The organism is Streptococcus sp. GS001 (assembly GCF_021595565.1).
GTDB classification, from domain to species: Bacteria; Bacillota; Bacilli; order Lactobacillales; family Streptococcaceae; genus Streptococcus; species Streptococcus xiaochunlingii.
Map to the genome: position 1 here is coordinate 35278 of NZ_JACSYJ010000002.1, position 21972 is coordinate 57249.

Annotated in this window: 22 protein-coding genes and 1 other annotated feature; of the genes, 17 read left to right on the plus strand and 5 right to left on the minus strand. The window is 42.2% G+C overall.

What is annotated here, in order from left to right; genetic code table 11:
• Positions 1-6: 6 nt before the first annotated feature.
• Entirely contained in the window at positions 7-666 is a 660-nt protein-coding gene (locus H8S88_RS03565; RefSeq protein ID WP_125335208.1) for a prepilin peptidase, read from the minus strand.
• Positions 667-819: 153 nt separating this feature from the next.
• Here H8S88_RS03565 and H8S88_RS03570 point away from each other — a divergent pair, with 153 nt between their 5' ends.
• From H8S88_RS03570 to H8S88_RS03580, 3 genes are all read left to right on the plus strand, one after another.
• On the plus strand, positions 820-1347 hold the full coding sequence (locus H8S88_RS03570; protein WP_125335210.1) for a Dps family protein: 528 nt from the start codon (positions 820-822) through the stop codon (positions 1345-1347).
• A gap of 123 nt (positions 1348-1470) precedes the next feature.
• Complete coding sequence (locus H8S88_RS03575; protein ID WP_006596794.1) at positions 1471-1689, plus strand: YqgQ family protein; 219 nt, start codon at positions 1471-1473, stop codon at positions 1687-1689.
• Positions 1690-1727: 38 nt separating this feature from the next.
• Positions 1728-2072, plus strand: coding sequence for a rhodanese-like domain-containing protein (locus H8S88_RS03580; protein ID WP_125335604.1), 345 nt, complete (start codon positions 1728-1730; stop codon positions 2070-2072).
• Positions 2073-2108: 36 nt separating this feature from the next.
• Here the strand turns inward: H8S88_RS03580 and H8S88_RS03585 are convergent, their stop codons facing one another.
• Entirely contained in the window at positions 2109-2834 is a 726-nt protein-coding gene (locus H8S88_RS03585; protein WP_125335212.1) for a pseudouridine synthase, read from the minus strand.
• Between the two features lie 237 nt (positions 2835-3071).
• Here H8S88_RS03585 and typA point away from each other — a divergent pair, with 237 nt between their 5' ends.
• From typA to ileS, 13 genes are all read left to right on the plus strand, one after another.
• Positions 3072-4919: a translational GTPase TypA gene (typA, locus tag H8S88_RS03590; RefSeq protein WP_125335214.1), complete on the plus strand. Its 1848-nt coding sequence runs from the start codon at positions 3072-3074 to the stop codon at positions 4917-4919.
• 22 nt (positions 4920-4941) lie between these two features.
• A complete protein-coding gene (locus tag H8S88_RS03595) occupies positions 4942-5208 on the plus strand; it encodes a DUF3165 family protein (protein ID WP_125335216.1) in 267 nt (88 codons plus the stop codon).
• Between the two features lie 181 nt (positions 5209-5389).
• A complete protein-coding gene (gene murD / locus H8S88_RS03600) occupies positions 5390-6742 on the plus strand; it encodes a UDP-N-acetylmuramoyl-L-alanine--D-glutamate ligase (protein WP_125335218.1) in 1353 nt (450 codons plus the stop codon).
• 1 nt (position 6743) lies between these two features.
• On the plus strand, positions 6744-7814 hold the full coding sequence (locus tag H8S88_RS03605) for a UDP-N-acetylglucosamine--N-acetylmuramyl-(pentapeptide) pyrophosphoryl-undecaprenol N-acetylglucosamine transferase (protein WP_125335220.1): 1071 nt from the start codon (positions 6744-6746) through the stop codon (positions 7812-7814).
• Positions 7811-9025, plus strand: a complete 1215-nt coding sequence (locus H8S88_RS03610; RefSeq protein ID WP_125335222.1) for a cell division protein FtsQ/DivIB — start codon at positions 7811-7813, stop codon at positions 9023-9025. Before H8S88_RS03605 ends, H8S88_RS03610 begins: the two co-directional genes overlap by 4 nt.
• Before the next feature lie 141 nt (positions 9026-9166).
• Complete coding sequence (gene ftsA / locus H8S88_RS03615; protein ID WP_048687751.1) at positions 9167-10507, plus strand: cell division protein FtsA; 1341 nt, start codon at positions 9167-9169, stop codon at positions 10505-10507.
• A 15-nt stretch (positions 10508-10522) separates the two neighbouring features.
• Positions 10523-11800: a cell division protein FtsZ gene (ftsZ, locus tag H8S88_RS03620; RefSeq protein WP_048687753.1), complete on the plus strand. Its 1278-nt coding sequence runs from the start codon at positions 10523-10525 to the stop codon at positions 11798-11800.
• 2 nt (positions 11801-11802) lie between these two features.
• Positions 11803-12471, plus strand: coding sequence for a YggS family pyridoxal phosphate-dependent enzyme (locus tag H8S88_RS03625; RefSeq protein WP_061563674.1), 669 nt, complete (start codon positions 11803-11805; stop codon positions 12469-12471).
• Positions 12472-12480: 9 nt separating this feature from the next.
• Complete coding sequence (sepF, locus tag H8S88_RS03630; protein WP_061563675.1) at positions 12481-13110, plus strand: cell division protein SepF; 630 nt, start codon at positions 12481-12483, stop codon at positions 13108-13110.
• A 1-nt stretch (position 13111) separates the two neighbouring features.
• Positions 13112-13372: a YggT family protein gene (locus H8S88_RS03635; RefSeq protein WP_006596781.1), complete on the plus strand. Its 261-nt coding sequence runs from the start codon at positions 13112-13114 to the stop codon at positions 13370-13372.
• Entirely contained in the window at positions 13369-14157 is a 789-nt protein-coding gene (locus H8S88_RS03640; protein WP_125335226.1) for a YlmH family RNA-binding protein, read from the plus strand. The genes H8S88_RS03635 and H8S88_RS03640 overlap by 4 nt, the downstream gene beginning before the upstream one ends.
• A gap of 9 nt (positions 14158-14166) precedes the next feature.
• On the plus strand, positions 14167-15006 hold the full coding sequence (locus tag H8S88_RS03645; protein ID WP_061563677.1) for a DivIVA domain-containing protein: 840 nt from the start codon (positions 14167-14169) through the stop codon (positions 15004-15006).
• Positions 14997-15213 (plus strand) — a binding site (T-box leader). It overlaps the preceding gene by 10 nt.
• A 51-nt stretch (positions 15214-15264) precedes the next feature.
• Positions 15265-18057 carry an isoleucine--tRNA ligase gene (ileS, locus tag H8S88_RS03650; RefSeq protein WP_125335228.1) on the plus strand — a complete coding sequence of 931 codons (2793 nt, stop codon included), beginning with the start codon at positions 15265-15267 and terminating at the stop codon, positions 18055-18057.
• Between the two features lie 105 nt (positions 18058-18162).
• Here the strand turns inward: ileS and H8S88_RS03655 are convergent, their stop codons facing one another.
• From H8S88_RS03655 to H8S88_RS03665, 3 genes are all read right to left on the minus strand, one after another.
• A complete protein-coding gene (locus H8S88_RS03655; RefSeq protein WP_125329687.1) occupies positions 18163-18462 on the minus strand; it encodes a DUF1827 family protein in 300 nt (99 codons plus the stop codon).
• A gap of 67 nt (positions 18463-18529) precedes the next feature.
• Positions 18530-18979, minus strand: a complete 450-nt coding sequence (locus H8S88_RS03660; protein ID WP_125335230.1) for an NUDIX hydrolase — start codon at positions 18977-18979, stop codon at positions 18530-18532.
• 260 nt (positions 18980-19239) lie between these two features.
• A complete protein-coding gene (locus H8S88_RS03665) occupies positions 19240-21507 on the minus strand; it encodes an ATP-dependent Clp protease ATP-binding subunit (RefSeq protein ID WP_195610904.1) in 2268 nt (755 codons plus the stop codon).
• A 229-nt stretch (positions 21508-21736) separates the two neighbouring features.
• Here H8S88_RS03665 and H8S88_RS03670 point away from each other — a divergent pair, with 229 nt between their 5' ends.
• Positions 21737-21967: a DUF1797 family protein gene (locus H8S88_RS03670; RefSeq protein WP_006596773.1), complete on the plus strand. Its 231-nt coding sequence runs from the start codon at positions 21737-21739 to the stop codon at positions 21965-21967.
• Positions 21968-21972 lie beyond the last annotated feature (5 nt).

The window sequence follows — 21972 nt, forward strand, 5'->3', positions numbered from 1 at the left end:
AAAATCTTATCTGCTAAAAATTGTAAAAAACAGTAAAGCATGATAACTCAGAAAAAGACAGGGAACGAAAGGAATCCGGTCTTTTTCTTTTTTAAAGAGAAAGACTAGGAGGCCAATGAGGGAAGCCCCTTGTATGATTAGGAGGACTTGGACAGATGAGAAGGTCAAAGAAAAAGTAGCCAGTAAGAGAAAGTCCCCTGCTCCAATGCCAATGGAGTAAAGACAAGATAGAATTCCTAAGAAGAGAAAGACTCCCATCAAGAGGGTAGGACCTGTGAAAAGTAGGCAAAAAGCGTGGAGTATTAGCCAGAGAAGGAGAGGGTACTCCATGGAGCGCAAATCATAGATGGCCAAAACGCAACTGCTAAGCAGAAGGAGGAGATGAGGAATGGGAAGAAAGCCCTGATAGCACAGCAAAAAAAGGAGGCCACTCCAGGCTTCAAAAAGAGCATACCAGTAAGGAAGGGGGCTCTGGCAGTAGCGACAACGGAATCGAAAAAGTACTTGTGAGAGAATGGGAATCAGGTCCAGAGGTCTTAAGGTCTGTTTGCAACGATCGCAGTGGCTTCTCGGACAGATGATGGAGCTTTCTGGAAAGCGGTCAATGACGAGCCCTAAAAAGGAGGCGATGCAGGCACCGACTGTAAAAAAATAAAAGTTAATCATACTTATATAATTCGTAAAAAAGATGACTAATAACGATTAGAACTGAAACAATTTTCTAACTTTTCTTATTTAAGCATTTTCTCTTGCATTTCTTAATTAGAAGGATTATAATATAACTAAATTAGAATAATTCTAAAAAAGGAGAATTTAGTTATGACAACAATTAAAAAAGAAGCAGCAAAAGACGTAGCAACATTTGCAACTATTAGCGAAGTAAGCAAGAGCTTAACCGATACAAAAGCGGTTTTGAATCAAGTGGTGGCAGACCTTTATGTCGCTCATATTGCCTTGCACCAAGTACACTGGTATATGCGTGGTCGTGGCTTCCTCGTATGGCATCCAAAAATGGATGAGTACATGGAAAGCTTGGATGCGACTCTTGATGAAGTCAGTGAACGCTTGATTACCTTGGGTGGTGCTCCTTATGCTAGCATGGTTGAGTTCTTGGAACACAGCAACATCCAAGAAGAAAAAAGTTCATTCGAACGCTCTATGGAAGAAAATTTGGGACATGTTCTTTCTATCTTCCGCTACTTGGTAAGTCTTTATCAAAAAGCCTTGGATATCACAGATGCTGAAGGAGACGACGTGACCAACGATATCTTTGTTGGTGCAAAAGCTGAATTGGAAAAACATATCTGGATGATTGCCGCTGAATTGGGCCAAGCACCAGGTTTGTAATCTGAAAATAAACAAACGAGCCTTCCTTGCTTGGGAGGCTCATTTTTGTTTGGATGAGATTTTTCCTGTAAATAAAATAGGGGCCATCTTGAAAATACTTGAAAGATTTGATAGAATAAGCACATGAAAACCCTGTACGATGTTCAACAATTTCTGAAAAAATTTGGAATCATCATTTATGTCGGAAAACGACTTTACGACATCGAATTGATGAAGATTGAATTAAAAAGGATCTATGACGCTGGGCTGATGGAAAAATTGGATTATCTAGAAGCAGAAGCCGTCTTACGTAGAGAACACGCACAGGAATTACGTTATTTAGAAGAGGAAAAAGAAAAGTGAGTTTAACAAATATTTTAGTATGGTTGATTGTTTTAGGGATGTTTGGCTGGATGGGCTACAATTACTTCCGTATCCGTCGGGCTGCAAAAATTGTGGACAATGCAGAGTTTGAAGAATTGATTCGCAAAGGGCAATTAGTGGACTTGCGTGATCCGAATGAATTCCACGCTAAGCATATTTTGGGAGCTCGGAATATTCCTTCCAACCAGTTAAAAGTGAGCCTGGCTGCTCTTCGCAAAGATAAACCAGTCTTGCTCTATGAGAACAGTCGTGGTTCTCGTGTGACCAATGCGGCTCTCTTCTTGAAAAAACAGGGCTATAAAGATATCTATATCTTGTCCTATGGTTTGGATTCATGGGATGGAAAAGTCAAGACGAACTAAGATCAAAACTCCAGAAGTATAAGCTTCTGGAGTTTTTTAGCGGGTTTCTTCTAGAAAAGAGCGAATCGCATCACATTCAACTGATGTGAGGGGGCGATACTGCCCCTCTTTCAGCTCATCCTCTAAAGTAAAAGGTCCAAAGCGAACTCGTTTTAAAGTAGTGACTTTGACCCCAATGGATAGAAACATCTTTTTCACCTGATGAAATTTCCCTTCAGACAGGGTGACTAGGGCCTGACTTTCGGTAAGGTTGGAGTTAAGGATTTTTAGTTTGGCCGGCTTACACCTGGTCCCGTCTAAGAAGGTGATTCCTTCTTGAAATTCCTCTATATGAGCGGGTTCAAGAGGGCCGTTGACTGTTACCGCGTATTCTTTTTCAATATGGTATTGGGGATGAAGGAGTTGGAAACCTAGAGGTCCATTGTCTGTGAGCAGGAGGAGTCCGGTCGTATCCCGATCCAGTCGACCGATAGGATAGGTCTTGGGGGTCCGGTCTTCTGCTCGGAGGAGATCCAACACTGTAGGATGTTGGGCATCCTTGGTAGCCGTCACTAGTCCTTGAGGTTTGTGAAGAAGAAAATAGTGATGGGAACAGTCGGTAAGGATCCGATCCTTCCAGCGAACTTCTTGGAGACCTGTATCCACATTTTGGGATAATTTTGTTGCAGCAAGTCCGTCGACTAGGATCTGCTTTTTAGCTAGGCTCTGTTTGATTTCTTTGCGGGGAATTTGGTAGTGGGCCAGTAATTGATCTAATCTCATAAAAGACAGGATAGCATGAAATGGAGAGAAGCACAAGTATTCGGAAAAAGGATGAAGAAAAGGGATAAAGAGGTGAAAGATTTTCATGAATAGAGTGGTTAGGAGTGGGAATGAGAAAGAAGGTTTTCGAAAGAAAGCATGAAAACATTTACACTTGTCTGAGTTATGCCATTTGCTTAAAATTGTGGTATAATCGTTCAGTTAGAAAATAAATTTTTGAATACAATAGAGGAAATCATGACAAAATTAAGAGAAGATATCCGTAATATCGCGATTATCGCCCACGTCGACCACGGTAAAACAACCCTTGTTGACGAATTGTTGAAACAATCTGAAACTCTTGACGCGCGTACAGAGTTGGCAGAGCGTGCAATGGACTCAAACGATATCGAAAAAGAGCGTGGAATCACCATCCTTGCGAAAAATACAGCCGTTGCTTACAACGGGACTCGTATCAACATCATGGACACACCAGGACACGCGGACTTCGGTGGAGAAGTTGAGCGGATCATGAAAATGGTTGACGGTGTTGTTTTGGTCGTAGATGCCTACGAAGGAACCATGCCACAGACTCGTTTCGTATTGAAAAAAGCCTTGGAACAAGACCTTGTGCCGATCGTTGTAGTTAACAAAATCGATAAGCCATCTGCTCGTCCAGCAGAAGTAGTAGACGAAGTCTTGGAACTCTTCATCGAGCTTGGTGCAGATGATGATCAGCTTGACTTCCCAGTCGTTTATGCGTCAGCGATCAACGGAACATCTTCCTTGTCAGATGATCCAGCAGATCAAGAAAAAACTATGGCGCCAATCTTTGATACCATTATCGACCACATTCCAGCTCCGGTTGATAACTCTGATGAACCTCTTCAATTCCAAGTGTCACTTCTTGACTACAATGACTTCGTAGGACGTATTGGTATCGGACGTATCTTCCGTGGTACAGTCAAGGTTGGAGACCAAGTTACTCTTTCTAAACTTGACGGTACAACGAAAAACTTCCGTGTCACAAAACTCTTTGGTTTCTTTGGTTTGGAACGTCGTGAAATCCAAGAAGCCAAGGCTGGTGACTTGATTGCCGTATCAGGTATGGAAGACATCTTCGTTGGGGAAACCATTACTCCAACAGATGCAGTTGAAGCTCTTCCAGTTCTTCACATCGATGAACCAACACTTCAAATGACCTTCTTGGTCAACAACTCACCATTTGCTGGTCGCGAAGGGAAATGGGTGACTTCTCGTAAGGTTGAAGAACGTTTGCAAGCTGAGTTACAAACAGACGTATCTCTTCGTGTAGATCCAACGGACTCACCAGATAAATGGACCGTTTCAGGACGTGGGGAATTGCACTTGTCAATACTTATCGAAACCATGCGCCGTGAAGGCTATGAGCTTCAAGTATCTCGTCCAGAAGTTATCGTAAAAGAAATTGATGGTGTGAAGTGCGAGCCGTTTGAGCGTGTGCAAATCGATACTCCGGAAGAATACCAAGGGTCTGTCATCCAAAGCCTTTCTGAACGTAAGGGTGAAATGTTGGATATGATTGCAACAGGTAATGGTCAAACTCGTTTGGTCTTCCTAGTTCCTGCGCGTGGTTTGATTGGATATTCAACTGAATTCTTGTCAATGACTCGTGGATACGGGATCATGAACCATACCTTCGACCAATACTTGCCATTGATTCCAGGAGAAATTGGCGGTCGTCACCGTGGTGCCCTTGTTTCTATCGATGCTGGTAAGGCAACAACCTACTCTATCATGTCTATCGAAGAACGTGGTACTATCTTTGTCAACCCTGGTACTGAGGTTTACGAAGGAATGATCATCGGTGAAAACTCTCGTGAAAATGACTTGACTGTTAACATCACCAAGGCGAAACAAATGACCAACGTTCGTTCCGCTACTAAGGACCAAACAGCGGTTATCAAAACTCCTCGTATCTTGACGCTTGAAGAATCACTTGAGTTCTTGAACGATGATGAATACATGGAAGTAACACCGGAATCAATCCGTCTACGTAAACAAATCTTGAATAAGGCAGAACGCGAAAAAGCAAACAAAAAGAAAAAATCAGCTGCAGCTGAATAAGAAATAAGAAAGGAGTGACAAAATGGTTTATTTAATTATAGGTATTTTGATCCTCCTTTTTTACCTTTTTGCAGCTCCAAAGAGTATTAGAGGAACTCTGAATGTAGTAACCCTGGTCGTATTATTAGTCTCTTTGGTCATCCTCCTTTGCTTAGCGATTTTCCAAATTTTCCAATTGCCTTCAGAATTTTTTGTGGGCGCCTTCCTTGCTTTTGTAGGCTACCTGGCCCTCGTTGATATTTCGCGATTGTCGACCAAGTCTTCTAAACGCTTGGATAAATCAGAATAGACAGGAGATCTTGTCTCCATAAAAAAGAGTTGTTGTGATAGAAAATCATGGCGACTCTTTTTTATGAAAGATGCTGAAGCGGTCATTTTTATACGTGTTGCTTCTTTTGCTGTCTTAAGGCTTTTTAATTTGTCTAAAAAAGGGTAAAATAGAAGGTGAACAAATTGGAGAGAAAAAAGCTATGAACGTCATTGAAACATTTAAAAATAAAAAAGTCCTTGTTTTAGGATTGGCTAAGTCTGGAGAATCTGCAGCGCGACTACTCGATCGCCTAGGAGCTATCGTAACGGTGAATGATGGCAAAGCCTTTGAAGAAAATCCTGCAGCCCAAAGTTTACTGGAAGAAGGAATCAAAGTCGTGACAGGAGGACATCCTCTGGAACTCTTGGATGAAGACTTTGCAGTGATGGTGAAGAATCCTGGAATTCCTTACACGAATCCTATGGTTGAACGGGCCCTTGAAAAAGGCATCCCTGTTTTGACCGAAGTTGAATTGGCCTACCTCATTTCAGAAGCGCCAATCATCGGAATCACTGGTTCAAACGGAAAAACAACCACCACTACCATGATTGGAGAAGTATTAACTGCCGCTGGACAAAACGGTCTCTTGTCTGGAAATATTGGTTTTCCAGCTAGTCAAGTCGCTCAAACAGCGACAGCGAAAGACACATTGGTAATGGAATTATCTTCTTTCCAATTAATGGGGATTGAAGCCTTCCATCCAGAAATCGCAGTCATTACCAATCTGATGCCGACCCACTTGGATTACCATGGATCTTTCGAAGGCTATGTAGCTGCAAAATGGGCGATTCAAAAGAATATGACTGTCAAGGATTTTATGGTACTAAACTTTAACCAAGATCTAGCCAAAGACTTGGCTCAGCAAACAGAGGCTACTGTGGTGCCATTTTCAACCCAAGAAAAGGTGGACGGAGCATATTTAGAGGACGGTGTCCTTTACTTCCGAGGTGAAGCCGTTATGCGAGCAGACCAAATCGGAGTACCAGGCAGCCACAATGTAGAAAATGCTTTAGCTACCATTGCAGTGGCCAAACTTCGTGGTGTTGACAATCAAACTATCCAAGAAACCTTATCAGCCTTTGGCGGGGTGAAGCACCGCTTGCAGTATGTAGCTGAGATTGAAGGGGTGAAATTCTACAATGATAGTAAGTCTACCAACATCTTAGCAACCCAAAAAGCCTTGTCTGGCTTTGATAACGCTCATGTCATCTTGATCGCTGGTGGCTTGGACCGAGGCAATGAGTTTGACGAATTGGTGCCAGATATTACTGGTCTTAAAAAGATGGTCATCCTTGGAGAGTCTGCTGAACGGGTGAAACGAGCAGCGGTTCAAGCGGGTGTGGCTTATCTAGATGCGACGGATGTGGCAGATGCAACGCGCAAAGCCTTTGAAATAGCTGAGCCAGGTGATATCGTCTTGCTTAGTCCAGCCAATGCCAGCTGGGATATGTACGCGAATTTCGAAGTACGGGGCGATGAGTTCCTTAAAACAGTAGAAGAGTTGAAAAAATAATATGAAAAAAATAGTATTTACAGGGGGAGGTACAGTTGGGCATGTGACCTTGAACCTTCTCCTCATCCCTCGCTTCATCGAGGACGGTTGGGAAGTTCATTATATTGGGGACAAGAAGGGTATTGAACACCAAGAGATTTTGAAGTCTGGCTTGGACATCCATTTCCATTCGATTGCAACGGGCAAGTTGCGCCGTTATTTTTCTTGGCAAAATATGTTGGATATTTTCAAGGTCTTCTGGGGAATTCTCCAATCGATTTGGATCATGCTTCGTGTACGGCCGCAGGTTTTGTTTTCTAAAGGAGGCTTCGTTTCAGTTCCTCCGGTAGTGGCTGCGCGACTTTGCTTCGTTCCTGTATTGGTCCACGAATCTGACCGTTCCATGGGCTTGGCCAATAAAATTGCCTATAAGTTTGCAACGAAAATGTTCACAACCTTTGAGCAGCCGAAAAGTCTAGTGAAAGCCCAACATGTGGGAGCTGTGACCAAGGTTCGTCAGGAAGCCCTTCCAATCCCACAAGAATTGGAAGCAGTATTTGCTCAATTTGATCCACAGTTGCCAACCCTTCTCTTTGTGGGTGGGTCTGCTGGTGCACGAGTGTTCAATGAGTTTGTCACAAAAAATCGAGAAACCTTGCTAGCAAGATACAATGTCATTAATTTGACAGGAGACTCCTCTTTGAATGAACAAGCACCTCATCTTTATCGCGTGGACTACGTGACGGATCACTATCTTCCTTTGCTCCAAAAGGCAGACCTAGTAGTGACTCGTGGAGGTGCCAATACGATTTTTGAACTCTTGGCCATGAATAAGCTCCATATCATCGTTCCCCTAGGGAAAGAGGCTAGTCGGGGAGATCAGATTGAAAATGCTCAATACTTTGTGGAAAAAGGCTATGCAGAAACCATCGCTGAGCCAGATTTGAGCATGGATCGTTTGCAAGAAACGATGGATAAAATATTCCAAGGGGCAGAAAGCTATCATCAAGCGATGAAGGATTCGAATGAATTGCTTTCCTTGGATGAATTTTATAACCTAGTCCATCAAGAAATTAATAAAAGGAAAAAATGACGGATAAGAAGAACCAAAAAACTCCTAAGGAAGTCACGAAGCTCTCTGAATGGCAGAGACGGAACCAGGAGTATCAAAAGAAAAAACAAATAGAAGAGCAAGAAGAAAAAGAAAAGAAGGCACAAGAAGAGAAGGAAAGACAGGAACTTCTGAATCAAAAAACTCCCTCTATAGATCCAGATGCAGAAGAGCAAGATACCGAGACTGCAGAAGAAGAAAAAGAGAAGGAGGCTAATCTGGCTGAGGAGGAAGTGCAAGAAACTCTTCCTGATGAAATAGACGAAGAGGATGAAGAAGAAAAAATCATCTACCTAACGGAGCCTTCAGAAGATAGGTTTGAAGAAGAGGAACTAGCGAAGGAGGCCAAAAAGGAAGGTCAGATTGCGAGACGTCACATCTATCGAGCTATTCCTGTTTTGGTGATCAGTACCTTGATTGCAGTCTTTTCTGTCTATCTTTTAACACCTTTAGCTAAGCAAAAAATCATCGAATTCTCAGGGAATAAAAATGCGGATCAGACTTTGTTGTTTGAAAAGAGTCAGATCCAAGATCGGGATTATACCTTGACAACTTTTTTGAATCGGGATCGCTATCTTGCCAATATGAAGGCAGCGAGTCCGTGGGTCAAAGATATTTCGATGACTTATGCCTTCCCTACGACTTTTAAGGTTCAGGTTGAGGAACACCAGGTCTTTGGTTACTATGTGACGGAGGAAGATCATTATCCCATTTTAGAAAATGGGGAAGTGGTAGAGACACCAGTTGTTGCTGATCAGCTTCCCAAGGCTTACCTGACTGTTCGTTTTTCTGATCGTGAATTGGTCCGACAATTTGTGAAACAACTGGGGAAAATACCATCTTCTGTGCGCGATGAAATTGAGTCAGTGGACTTGACACCGAGCAAGGTGACTAAGGATTTAGTGACGCTGACCATGAAGGATGGCACAAAGGTTTTAGTGCCTGTATCTCAGATCAAGCGTAAATTGCCTTATTACAATCAAATTCGCAAGCTAATTGAAGATGACAGTGTCATTGACATGGAAGCAGGTATATACAGTTACAATGCAGAAACAATGGCTACTTTAGCTCAGGAAAAGAAAGAAAAAGAAGAAGGGGAAGGGAACAAAACAGAAGAAGCTGATGCTAACTCGACAGATTCTGATGAGAGTGCAGTCGTAACCGAGCAACACGAAGAAGTTCCCGCTGAGTAAACCCTCATAAATTATCTGAAATAAATAAAGAAAATATGCCCACTATGGGCATTTTTGTGTTATAATGAAATTTGGATAGTTCTAACTAAAATGGAGCTATTAATTGACGTATAGGAAAACAAAAGAGAGAGGACTGGTGTAATGGCTAGAAACGGCTTTTTTACAGGTTTAGATATCGGTACTAGTTCAATAAAAGTATTGGTGGCAGAACATGTCAATGGAGAAATGAATGTAATTGGAGTCAGCAATGCGAAAAGTGCTGGCGTCAAAGATGGAATTATTGTTGATATTGAGGCTGCTTCTAATGCGATTAAAAGTGCAGTAAGCCAAGCAGAAGAAAAAGCAGGAATTTCAATCAATCTTGTGAACGTTGGGTTGCCAGCGAACCTTCTTCAAATTGAAGCAACTCAAGGAATGATTCCTGTAACCAGTGATTCAAAAGAAATTACGGATGCAGATGTTGAAAATGTTGTCAGATCTGCTTTGACAAAGAGTATGACTCCAGACCGTGAAGTCATTACCTTTATTCCAGAAGAGTTCACAGTTGATGGTTTCCAAGGAATCCGCGATCCACGTGGAATGATGGGAATCCGTTTGGAAATGCGTGGTCTCTTGTATACTGGTCCTAGAACTGTCCTCCATAATTTACGGAAAACAGTTGAACGTGCTGGTTTGCAAGTTGAGAACATCATTATTTCACCACTTGCAATGATTAAGTCTGTATTGAACGAAGGAGAACGTGAGTTTGGTGCGACCGTCATTGATTTAGGTGGAGGTCAAACGACAGTAGCTTCTGTTCGGAATCAAGAGCTTCAATTTACAAATATCTACCAAGAAGGTGGCGATTACGTTACTAAAGATATTTCTAAAGTATTGAAGACTTCTCAAAAATTAGCAGAAGGCTTGAAGTTCAACTATGGAGAAGCTTATGTTCCATCAGTTGGCGACGAAGTCTTCCATGTTGAGGTGATTGGTGAAGTAGAACCTGTCCAAGTATCTGAAAAATATTTGGCAGAAATTATTTCAGCTCGGATCAAACACATCTTCGACCAAATTAAACAAGATCTTGAAAGAAGACATTTGCTTGATTTGCCTGGAGGAATTGTCATCATCGGTGGTGGCGCTATTCTCCCTGGTATTGAAGAATTGGCGCAAGAAGTCTTTGGTGTAAATGTGAAATTGTACGTTCCAAATCAAATTGGAATCCGCAATCCAGCTTTTGCCCACGTGATTAGCTTGTCTGAATATGCAGGAAACCTTACAGATGTAGATATTCTTGCTCAGGCTGCTGTACATGGGGACCAACGTCTTCGTCAGCAACCAATTCAGTTTGAACGACCAGTACAGCAACCAGTTGTTCCGGAAGAAATTGAACCATTAGTAAACGTCGAGCAACAACATCCGGTTGAAGAACAAAATAGAGAAGAGAAAACTAGCCTTACAAACCGAATGAAGAATTTAATCGGTAATATGTTTGATTAAGGAGTGTAAGCATTTATGACATTTTCATTTGACACAGCAGCGACACAAGGCGCAGTTATTAAAGTAATCGGTGTCGGAGGTGGTGGTGGCAATGCCATCAACCGCATGATTGACGAAGGAGTTGCTGGTGTAGAATTCATCGCAGCAAACACAGACGTACAAGCACTTTCAAGTGCAAAAGCAGAAACAGTTATCCAATTGGGTCCTAAATTGACTCGTGGTTTGGGTGCTGGAGGTCAACCTGAGGTTGGTCGTAAAGCCGCAGAAGAAAGTGAAGAAGTATTGACAGAAGCTTTGCAAGGTGCAGACATGGTCTTCATCACTGCAGGAATGGGTGGAGGATCTGGTACAGGTGCTGCACCAGTTATCGCTCGTATTGCTAAAGCTGTTGGTGCTTTGACAGTAGCCGTTGTGACACGTCCTTTTGGATTTGAAGGAACTAAACGCGGAAACTTTGCAATCGAAGGAATCAATGAACTTCGCGAGCATGTGGATACTTTGTTGATTATTTCTAACAACAACTTGTTAGAAATTGTAGATAAGAAAACACCACTTCTTGAAGCATTGAGTGAAGCAGATAATGTCCTTCGCCAAGGGGTTCAAGGGATCACTGACTTGATCACAAGCCCAGGCTTGATTAACCTTGACTTCGCTGACGTGAAGACTGTTATGGAAAATAAAGGAAATGCCTTGATGGGTATTGGTGTAGGTAATGGTGAAGAGCGTGTCATTGAAGCAGCTCGTAAAGCTATCTACTCACCACTCCTTGAAACAACCATTGACGGTGCTGAAGACGTGATCGTCAACGTTACTGGTGGTTTGGATATGACCTTGATTGAAGCAGAAGAAGCTTCTGAAATTGTTAACCAAGCAGCTGGTCATGGCGTAAACATTTGGCTTGGTACATCTATTGATGAATCAATGAAAGATGAAATCCGCGTAACTGTTGTCGCAACTGGTGTTCGTCAGGACAAAGTTGAAAGAGTTAGTGGAATTGCATCTCATGCACCAAGTTCAGCACGTTACTATCAAACTGGACCACGTGAACAACGTCCACAAAATCCACAGTTTGATCGTGACTTCGATTTGAAGGAAGAGATCGAAATGCCTACTCCTCAATCACGTGCCAAACAAGAAACACCTCGTGGATCTGCGTTTGGAGATTGGGACATTCGTCGTGAAAACATTGTACGTCAGTCTGATACTAGCGCTGGTCGTCAAGTTGAACGCTATGTGGATTCTTCTTCAGAAGATGATGAGTTGGAAACACCACCATTTTTCCGTAATCGTTAAGAATGAATCTGATTGAAAATAAAGAGCGAATATTCTCGCAGGTTGCAAAAGCAATGGAAACAGCAAACCGCAGGGATCAGGTCAATGTGATTGCTGTTACTAAGTATGTTGGTATCGACCAAGCTAAGGCTTTGGTTGATACAGGAGTCTGTCATATCGGTGAAAACCGTGTTGATAAATTTCTAGAAAAATACCAAGCTCTAAAAGATGAGGGACTGACCTGGCATTTGATCGGTAGTCTCCAACGTCGTAAAGTAAAAGAAGTTATCAATTTTGTAGATTACTTCCATGCTTTAGATTCTATGAAGCTTGCCCAAGAAATTCAAAAAAGGGCGAGTCACCCAATTAAATGTTTTATACAAGTCAATATTTCTGGAGAGGAAAGCAAGCATGGATTTGCTCCTGAAGAGCTAGATGCGGTTCTTCCTGAACTAGAAGGCTTGGATAACCTACGGATTGTTGGCTTAATGACGATGGCTCCTTTTGAGGCAAGTCAGGACGAGTTGCAAGCCATATTTGCAGCAACTCACCAACTTCAAAAAGAATTACAAAAGAAACAGTTGAAAAATATGCCCTTTACAGAGTTAAGCATGGGAATGAGTCGTGATTATGATGTGGCGATTGCTAACGGTGCGACTTTTGTGCGAATTGGGACCTCGTTTTTCAAATAGGAAAGAATTATGTCATTTAAAGATAGATTTGATCGATTGATTGATTATTTTACTGAAGATGGAGATGAGTACGATGTGCAAGAAGCGCCTGCTCAAGCAGTCGGTGCTAGCCAACCTGTAGCATCCCCTAAACCAGTACAACCATCATCAAAACCACGTCAAAAAGCTGTGGTAGCTGCCAAGGAGCAGAAACCTACTCCTGTTGCAGCTAGTCGTCCACAAGTAGCTTCTACAGCAGTGGTTGAATCAGCTTCATCTCAAAAATCATCTTCTGAAAATATTACTCGACTTCATCAACGTCAACAAGAGTTGGCAAAAAATCGTTCTGCTGCAGATGAAAAGATTACAATTGATGTACGCTACCCTCGTAAATATGAAGAAGCAACTGAAATTGTTGACTTGTTGTTGGCAAACGAAAGTATTCTTATCGATTTCCAATACATGACAGAAGTTCAAGCAAGAAGATGTTTGGATTATTTGGATGGTGCTCGCTATGTATTAGCCGGGAATCTACGTCGTGTTGCAAGTACTATGTACTTATTAACACCAATCAATGTCGTTGTGAATATTGAAGATATTCGCCTTCCAAATGATGTCGAAGTTGCTGAGTACGACTTTGATATGAAACGAAATCGTTAATATGTTTGTCCTACAATTAGTTAGAAATTTCTTTCAGGTTTTTGAGCTAGTACTAATCATCTATGCTTTGCTTAGTTGGTTTCCAAATGCATCAGAATCGGCTTTAGCTAAAATGGTTCAACGGATCGTCGAACCATTTTTGAGCCTATTTAGAAAGATTCCTTTGCAATTTGGTGGGTTAGACTTTACAGTCATGTTTGCCTTACTTGCTCTATCCGTAGTGGAACGGTTTGTCCTTCAATTTTTGGTGCAGTTTATATGACCAAGGGATTTTATCAACACTATAGTCCAGAAGACTACGTCTTTATCGATCGAGTTCTAGAATTAGTAGCTCGGGTGGAGCAACAGTATAGTTTTGAACTGACTTCCTTTTTAAATCCACATCAGGTTGATATTTTACGACAAATTGGTGCCCACCATGGTTTGCAGGTGTTTTCAAGTGCAGAAATCTATCCTACAGAATATGCACGAGTGATTCTTGCTCCTAGCTACTATCAGTTAGAGGCATCTGATTTTGAAATGAGTCTGTTAGAAGTTCTCTATCCGGATAAGTTTTATCGGTTAAGTCACTCTCAAGTTTTGGGTTCGCTTCTCCATCAATTAGGCATAGAAAGAAAGTCTTTTGGAGATATTCTAGTTGGACAAGGGAAAATTCATATCTATGTGGATGAGCGTTTCTCCTCCTATTTCAAAGAGAATCTTAAGAAGATCGCAAAAGCATCTGTCAAGATTCGTGAGGTTGACTGTCGAGAACGGATCAGCGTAGACGAACCATCCAAACTCAAAGACCTATTGGTTACTAGTGTTCGACTTGATAAACTAGTAGCTTCTACCTTTAAGCTTGCTCGGTCTGTAGCTGTTCAATTAGTTCAGTCGGGCCAGGTAAAGGTAAACTATGCCACTATTGATAATCCTAGTCGGATGATCCAAGTAGCAGATTTAATTAGTGTTCGAAAGTATGGCCGATTTAAAATACTATCAGAAAATGGCCTATCAAAAAGTGGAAAATACAAATTAACGGTTGAAGTATTTTCCAGTAGAAAATAAGGAGGAACTATGGCACTTACAGCTTTAGAAATCAAAGATAAACGCTTTTATGTAAAATTTAGAGGCTACGATGCTAAAGAAGTTGAAGAGTTTCAAGACATGGTCTACCGAGACTATGAAAAATTAGTTCGTGAAAATCATGAATTGGAAACAAAAATTAGTGCGTTGGAAGAACGCTTGAACTACTTTGACGAAATGAAAGACTCCTTGAGTCAATCAGTATTGATCGCCCAAGATACTGCAGAACGTGTGAAACATGCGGCAAATGAACGCTCAGAAACAATTGTTCGTCAAGCGGAGCAAGATGCTCACCATTTAGTTGAAGAAGCAAAAGCAAAAGCAAATGAAATTCTCCGTCATGCTACAGACAATGCCAAAAAAGTTGCTGTAGAAACGGAAGAATTGAAGAATAAGACACGCGTCTTCCATCAACGTTTGAAATCAACTATCGAAAGTCAATTGAGCATTATTGATACACCAGAATGGGATGAAATTCTTCGCCCAACTGCTATGTATATTCAAACAAGTGATGAAGCATTTCGTGAAATTGTTGAGAAAGCTTTGGGTGAATCTGTTCATCATCATTCAGAAGATGCTAACATTGATTTGACACGTCAATTTACTTCAGCTGAAATTGAAGAATTGCAAAAACGTATTGAGGCAGCTAACTTAGAGTTAGGCGCAACTCAAGCTTTTCAAGGATTGAATGAAAAAGTGAAAGAAGCATTGGAAGAAGCAGAAAAAAATCATGAAGATCAAGATTCTATTGATGTTGTCTTAGAAACTCCTGAAGCTGATGATATCGATGCTCCAGAAGAAGGACAACGTGAATCTGTTTCAATCTTATAATCTGTAAAAACAGTGACCTTATCAAATAGTTTTAGCGAGCAGGTGATGGTGGAAGACTTGCACTTCCTTTGTTAAGGTTGATCCTTTTACGAATCTTAGTGGTGAAATGAGTAACCACTAACGCTGGTCAGCGTTAGCGACAAAAGAGGAGAAAGAGAGGAGTCTCTTTCTTGAATGAAGGTGGTACCACGACTTGTCGTCCTTTTTGGCGAGGTCGTGGTCTTTTATTTTGTATGATTATTTTTTAGAGGAGACACCATGAAACTCAAAGAAACACTGAATTTAGGGAAGACAGAGTTCCCGATGCGGGCTGGTCTGCCTACAAAAGAGCCAGTTTGGCAAAAAGAATGGGAAGAAGCAAAGCTTTACCAACGTCGTCAAGAATTGAACCAAGGAAAACCACATTTCACCTTGCATGATGGCCCTCCGTATGCCAACGGAAATATCCACGTAGGACATGCCATGAACAAGATTTCAAAAGATATCATTGTTCGTTCTAAGTCTATGTCAGGTTTTTATGCACCGTACATCCCAGGTTGGGATACACACGGTTTGCCAATCGAGCAAGTCTTGGCTAAACAAGGTGTCAAACGCAAAGAAATGGACTTGGTTGAGTACTTGAAACTTTGCCGCGACTACGCCCTTTCTCAAGTAGATAAACAACGCGAAGACTTTAAACGCTTGGGTGTTTCAGGTGACTGGGAAAATCCTTATGTGACCTTGACGCCTGATTATGAAGCGGCGCAAATCCGTGTCTTCGGTGAAATGGCTAACAAAGGCTATATCTACCGTGGAGCTAAGCCAGTTTACTGGTCATGGTCTTCTGAGTCAGCGCTTGCTGAAGCGGAAATTGAGTACCATGACTTGGTATCAACATCACTTTATTATGCCAACAAGGTTAAAGATGGCAAAGGTGTCCTAGACACTGATACTTATATCGTTGTTTGGACAACAACTCCATTTACTATCACTGCTTCTCGTGGTTTGACTGTTGGTGCGGATATTGATTACGTTTTGGTTCAACCTGCTGGTGAAGCTCGTAAGTTTGTGGTTGCTGCTGAATTGTTGAACAGCTTATCTGAAAAATTTGGTTGGGCGGATGTTCAAGTTTTGGCGACTTACCGTGGTCAAGAATTGAACCATATCGTGACAGAGCACCCATGGGACACAGCAGTAGATGAACTTGTTATCCTTGGTGACCACGTTACAACAGACTCCGGTACAGGTATCGTCCATACAGCCCCTGGTTTTGGTGAAGATGACTACAATGTCGGTGTTGCTAATGGTCTCGAAGTTGCTGTAACTGTCAACGAACGCGGGATCATGATGGCCAACGCGGGTGAGGAATTCGAAGGTCAATTCTACGACAAGGTTGTACCAACGGTTATTGAAAAACTTGGAAATCTTCTTCTTGCTCAAGAAGAAATCTCTCACTCCTACCCATTTGACTGGCGTACGAAAAAACCAATCATCTGGCGTGCTGTGCCACAATGGTTTGCCTCAGTATCGAAATTCCGTCAAGATATCCTAGATGAAATTGAAAAAGTGAAGTTCCACTCAGAATGGGGGAAAGTCCGTCTTTACAACATGATCCGTGACCGTGGTGACTGGGTTATCTCTCGTCAACGTGCTTGGGGTGTGCCACTCCCAATCTTCTACGCTGAAGATGGGACACCTATCATGACGGCTGAAACCATCGAACATGTAGCTCAACTCTTTGAAGAGAACGGTTCCATCATCTGGTGGGAACGGGATGCTAAAGATCTCTTGCCAGAAGGATTTACCCATCCGGGTTCACCAAATGGAGAGTTCAAGAAAGAAACAGACATCATGGACGTCTGGTTCGACTCAGGTTCATCATGGAATGGGGTTGTAGTGAACCGTCCGGAACTCAAATACCCAGCTGATCTCTACCTTGAAGGTTCAGACCAATACCGTGGTTGGTTCAACTCATCTCTTATCACATCTGTGGCGAATCATGGTGTCGCACCATACAAACAAATCTTGTCACAAGGTTTTGCCCTTGACGGTAAAGGTGAGAAGATGTCTAAATCACTTGGAAATACCATTGCTCCAAGCGATGTTGAAAAACAATTTGGTGCTGAAATCTTGCGTCTTTGGGTAACCAGTGTTGACTCAAGCAACGATGTGCGTATCTCTATGGATATCTTAAGCCAAGTTTCTGAGACTTACCGCAAGATCCGTAACACGCTTCGTTTCTTGATCGCCAATACTTCTGACTTTAACCCAGCTGAGGATGCAGTAGCTTACGAAGAACTTCGTTCCGTTGACAAGTACATGACCATTCGTTTTAACCAGCTTGTCAAGATCATTCGTGATGCTTATGCTGACTTTGAATTCTTGACAATCTATAAAGCACTTGTTAACTTTATCAACGTTGATTTGTCTGCCTTCTACCTTGACTTCGCCAAAGATGTTGTCTACATTGAAGGGGCTAAGTCACTTGAACGCCGTCAAATGCAAACGGTCTTCTATGATATCCTTGTAAAAATCACTAAACTCTTGACACCGATCCTTCCTCACACAGCAGAGGAAATCTGGTCATATCTAGAGTTTGAAGCGGAAGACTTCGTTCAATTGTCAGAATTACCAGAAGCTCAAACATTTGCCAACCAAGAGGAAATCTTGGATACCTGGTCAGCCTTCATGGACTTCCGTGGCCAAGCTCAAAAAGCCTTGGAAGAAGCGCGTAACGAAAAAGTCATCGGTAAATCTCTTGAAGCTCACTTGACCGTTTATCCAAACGAAGTTGTGAAAACTCTTCTTGGAGCTGTTGATAGCAATGTAGCACAACTCTTGATTGTCTCTGAATTAACCATCGCAGAAGGACCAGCCCCAGAAGGTGCAGTGGCCTTTGAAGATGTAGCCTTCACAGTTGACCGTGCTGCTGGTGAAGTTTGTGACCGTTGCCGTCGAATCGACCCAACAACTGCAGAACGTAGTTATCATGCAACCATCTGTGATCACTGTGCAAGCATCGTTGAAGAGAACTTTGCAGACGCAGTTGCAGAAGGTTTTAAAGCCAAATAAAAGATATCAAAAGAAGTTCCATAAAGGAACTTCTTTTTTGGTGGCTAGAATAGTGTATCGTGTCCATCGTCAAGGCAATAAAAAAAGTAAGGCGGAATAGCCTTACTAAATAATTGGGAAAGAAATTTCAATCAGTTTATCGGAGTAGAGCGTTTTAATAGTGGATTGGTCGATGATTTTGAGATCAATCTTGCGTTTTAAAAAGAACTCACGAATTTTTTCAACTTCTGTTTCACGAATGGCACGGTGTTTGTTACTAATCAACAATTCGTAATGAGTAGGAGCTTTGGTAAAGATAACATCGGTGTTACCAGCTGAATAGACCTCAACAAGGGTAGCATCGGTACTTTCTAATTGACTTTTGACCAAATTAGCATGACTATTTGTTGTATTCATAAGCTTCATGTGAGATCCTCCTAAGCTCTTTCTCCATTTATTATAGCACTTTTTTTTATTTTGTGAAAGAAGTCGCTTACAATTTTTGGGCAGATTTCCACATTTTGATGCCCCATTTATGGCTTCCTCTTTTTAATTTTTCAATGGCTTCGTCAATGGGGAACCAGGCAATGTTATTGAAATCCTCTAGTGGCTTTTGAGCTTCTACAAAGTCAGTTACTTCATAGATATAAGCAGGATTGTAGTAGTGGGTGTCGCGGTGACTGGAGTAGAAGTACTCATCTGCTTGTCCATAATACTCGCCGATGGTCGCAGTGAATCCCAGCTCTTCGATCAGTTCGCGCTCGAGTGCCAAGAAATGATCTTCTCCTGCCTCGATTTCACCACCTGGTAAGAACCAAGCCCCATTTGGAGCTTGGACTAGGATGATTTTGTCCTTTTCTGGATTTGGAATCACCGCATAGACTCCATAACGATTGACATAGTCAACATTTTCTTCTTTTGTTCCAAAAGTTGCAACGGTCATAATGATACTCGCTTCTTATTTTTTTATCATTATAACATAGATGGACATAAAAAGCAGTAGGAGATGAAAATAAGAGAGTGGGACAGAAATCGGTAATTCGTTAGAATTCGATTTCGTCGTCCCACCTCCGCACAGTTGAGTAGGGCTGTAAAAGCTGATGAAATCAGCGTAGTAGAGCCCACTCAACCACTGCGTCTTGCTCAACAATCCAAAAATAATTGAGAGGCTAGGACTTTTGTCCCAGCCTCTTTTGAATGCGATTATTCAGTTACTTTTTCTGCTTCGTTCGCAGGTTTGCTCTTTCCTTTGATGCAAATCTTCCCATTGCTGGTCATGACAGCCTTCAGATCTTTCTCACTAGGATTTTCTAGGTAGTAATCTGTAATGGCATCTTCAATATAGTCTTGAATGGTGCGACGAAGAGGACGTGCCCCCATTTTCGGATCGTAGCCCAAATCAACCAGTTTCTCCTTGACCTTATCGGTAACATCCAGGTGGATATCATTGTGGGCTAGGCGTTGGTTGACATCGTCTAACATGAGAGTGACGATTTGAAGGAGGTTTTCCTTAGACAAGGCTTTGAATTCAATGATGCCGTCAAAGCGGTTCATGAATTCTGGACTAAAGAAGTTCCCCAGTTCACCTAGGATAGAATTGGTACGACCTTCACGAGCCGCCCCAAAGCCGACATTAGCCTCCGCTTTTCCAGTTCCCGCATTGGAAGTCATAATGATAATGGTATCTTTGAAGCTCACCGTTCGGCCTTGTCCATCTGTCAAGCGCCCATCGTCTAAGACTTGAAGGAACATATGCATGACATCTGGGTGGGCCTTTTCGACCTCATCCAAGAGGATGAGAGAGTAAGGGTTGCGACGCACCTTTTCAGTCAGCTGGCCTGCTTCTTCATAGCCGACGTAGCCTGGAGGAGCACCGACCAATTTGGCAACGGCATGTTTCTCCATATACTCACTCATATCAAAGCGAATCATACTGTCGGCAGAACCAAAGAGTTCGATGGCCAATTGCTTGGACAACTCGGTCTTCCCGACACCAGTTGGTCCAACAAAGAGGAAGCTACCAATTGGACGGTTTGGTGTTCCAAGCCCTACCCGGTTTCGACGGATGGCCTTAGCAATTTTTTCAACAGCCTCATCTTGGCCAATGACATGAGCCTTCAAATCAGCTGCTAAGTTGATCAATTGGGATTGTTCTTTTTCTTTCAAATCGCCAACTGGAATATTGGTCTTTTGCTCGACGATGTGTTCGATGGTCTTTTCGCTAATGACTGGCGTATCTTGGTCAGTGACCTGTTGCCCTTGCATTTCTTTGTACTTAGCGATTTGGTCGCGGAAGTAGGCTGCCTTTTCAAAGTCTTCATCACGCGTCGCTTGAGCCTTGAGATTTTCGGCTTCAATTAAGCGTTGGTCGATGACTTTGGGATCGACAAAATTGAGGGTCAAGTTCATCTTAGAGCCTGCTTCGTCCAAGAGGTCAATGGCCTTGTCTGGCAAGAAGCGGTCTTGGATATAGCGATTGGAAAGGAGAGCCGCAGCCTCGATCGCACCATCGGTGTAGTGGACGTGGTGGTAGTCCTCGTATTTCTTTTGAATGCCTTTGAGGATGGTGATGGTTTCTTCCACTGTAGGTTCGTCGACCTTAACGGGTTGCATCCGGCGTTCAAGTGCCGCATCCTTTTCGATAATTCGGTATTCATTGAGGGTTGTCGCACCGACTAATTGCAATTCACCACGAGCGAGGGCTGGTTTGAGGATATTTCCAGCATCCATATTGCCGTCTCCAGCAGATCCGGCACCGACAATTTCATGGATCTCATCGATAAACAAAATCACATCTTCCCGACGACGGATTTCCTCCATCAATTGTTGCATGCGCTCTTCAAATTGCCCTCGGATCCCAGTTCCTTGAACCAAGCTGACAACGTCTAAGCGAATGACTTCCTTACCTTGAAGCTTGTGAGGGACATCCCCATCAACAATCTTTTGCGCTAGTCCTTCTACGACAGCTGTTTTTCCGACACCGGGTTCCCCAATCAGGACAGGGTTATTCTTGGTCCGACGGTTGAGGATTTCAATGACGCGAAGAATTTCATCGTCACGGCCAATGACCGGATCGATATCCCCACGACGAGCAATTTCAGTAACGTTAATTCCAAACTCTTCTAGGAGGCCCTTTGGTTGTTGTTTGGCTTGAGCTCTACTTGGTCCTGAAGAACGACCGTTTCCATTTGAGCCATAGCCATTTCCACCACCATAGCCTCCTCCAGATTGGGTCGGAGGGGTTTGGGGTTCTTGCGGAGCCTGGAAGTTTCCTAGTTGATTGAAGAAATCTTCAAAAGGATCCCGTCCTCCGCGATTTTGTTGGTTTAATCCTGCGAGCAGACTATTGTTAGGATCCGTTTTCATAATTTGATAGCAGTTCTGGCAAAGGTCTACTTGTTGTTGGTGACCATTCACGTTCGTATAAAGATGAATGGTTGAATCATTGATTTTACAGTTTTGACAAAGCATTCTCTTACCTCTTTCTCTAGGGTAAAAAGTGTAAAAACTATTGGTCAGAAATAGTCAAACTTTTATAGTTTCATTATAGCAGTATTCTAAAAGTTTGCAAGAATTTAGTATGAAGTCCGGTTTTAGGCATGGAATAAAGAGGAAAATAGCGGAAAAGTTGATTTTTATTGGAATTTCCTCCTTCTTTTATGATAAAATAGGAGAGTAGAAAGTAAATAGGAGAATCAAAATGGAATCACATTTGGTACGAATTATCAGCCGTTTGGAAGCGATGACGAAAGACGGTGGAAACTTAAAACGTAATTTTGAACGTGAAGGAGTTGTAGTTGCTGAAGTAGCTTACAACTATGATGAAGAAAATGGATCAGTATTTACTCTTCGTGATGTAGAAGCGCGTGAGACCTATACATTCGATAGCATTGACTTAATCGCAATGGAGATCTACGAATTGTTGTACTAAGAAGT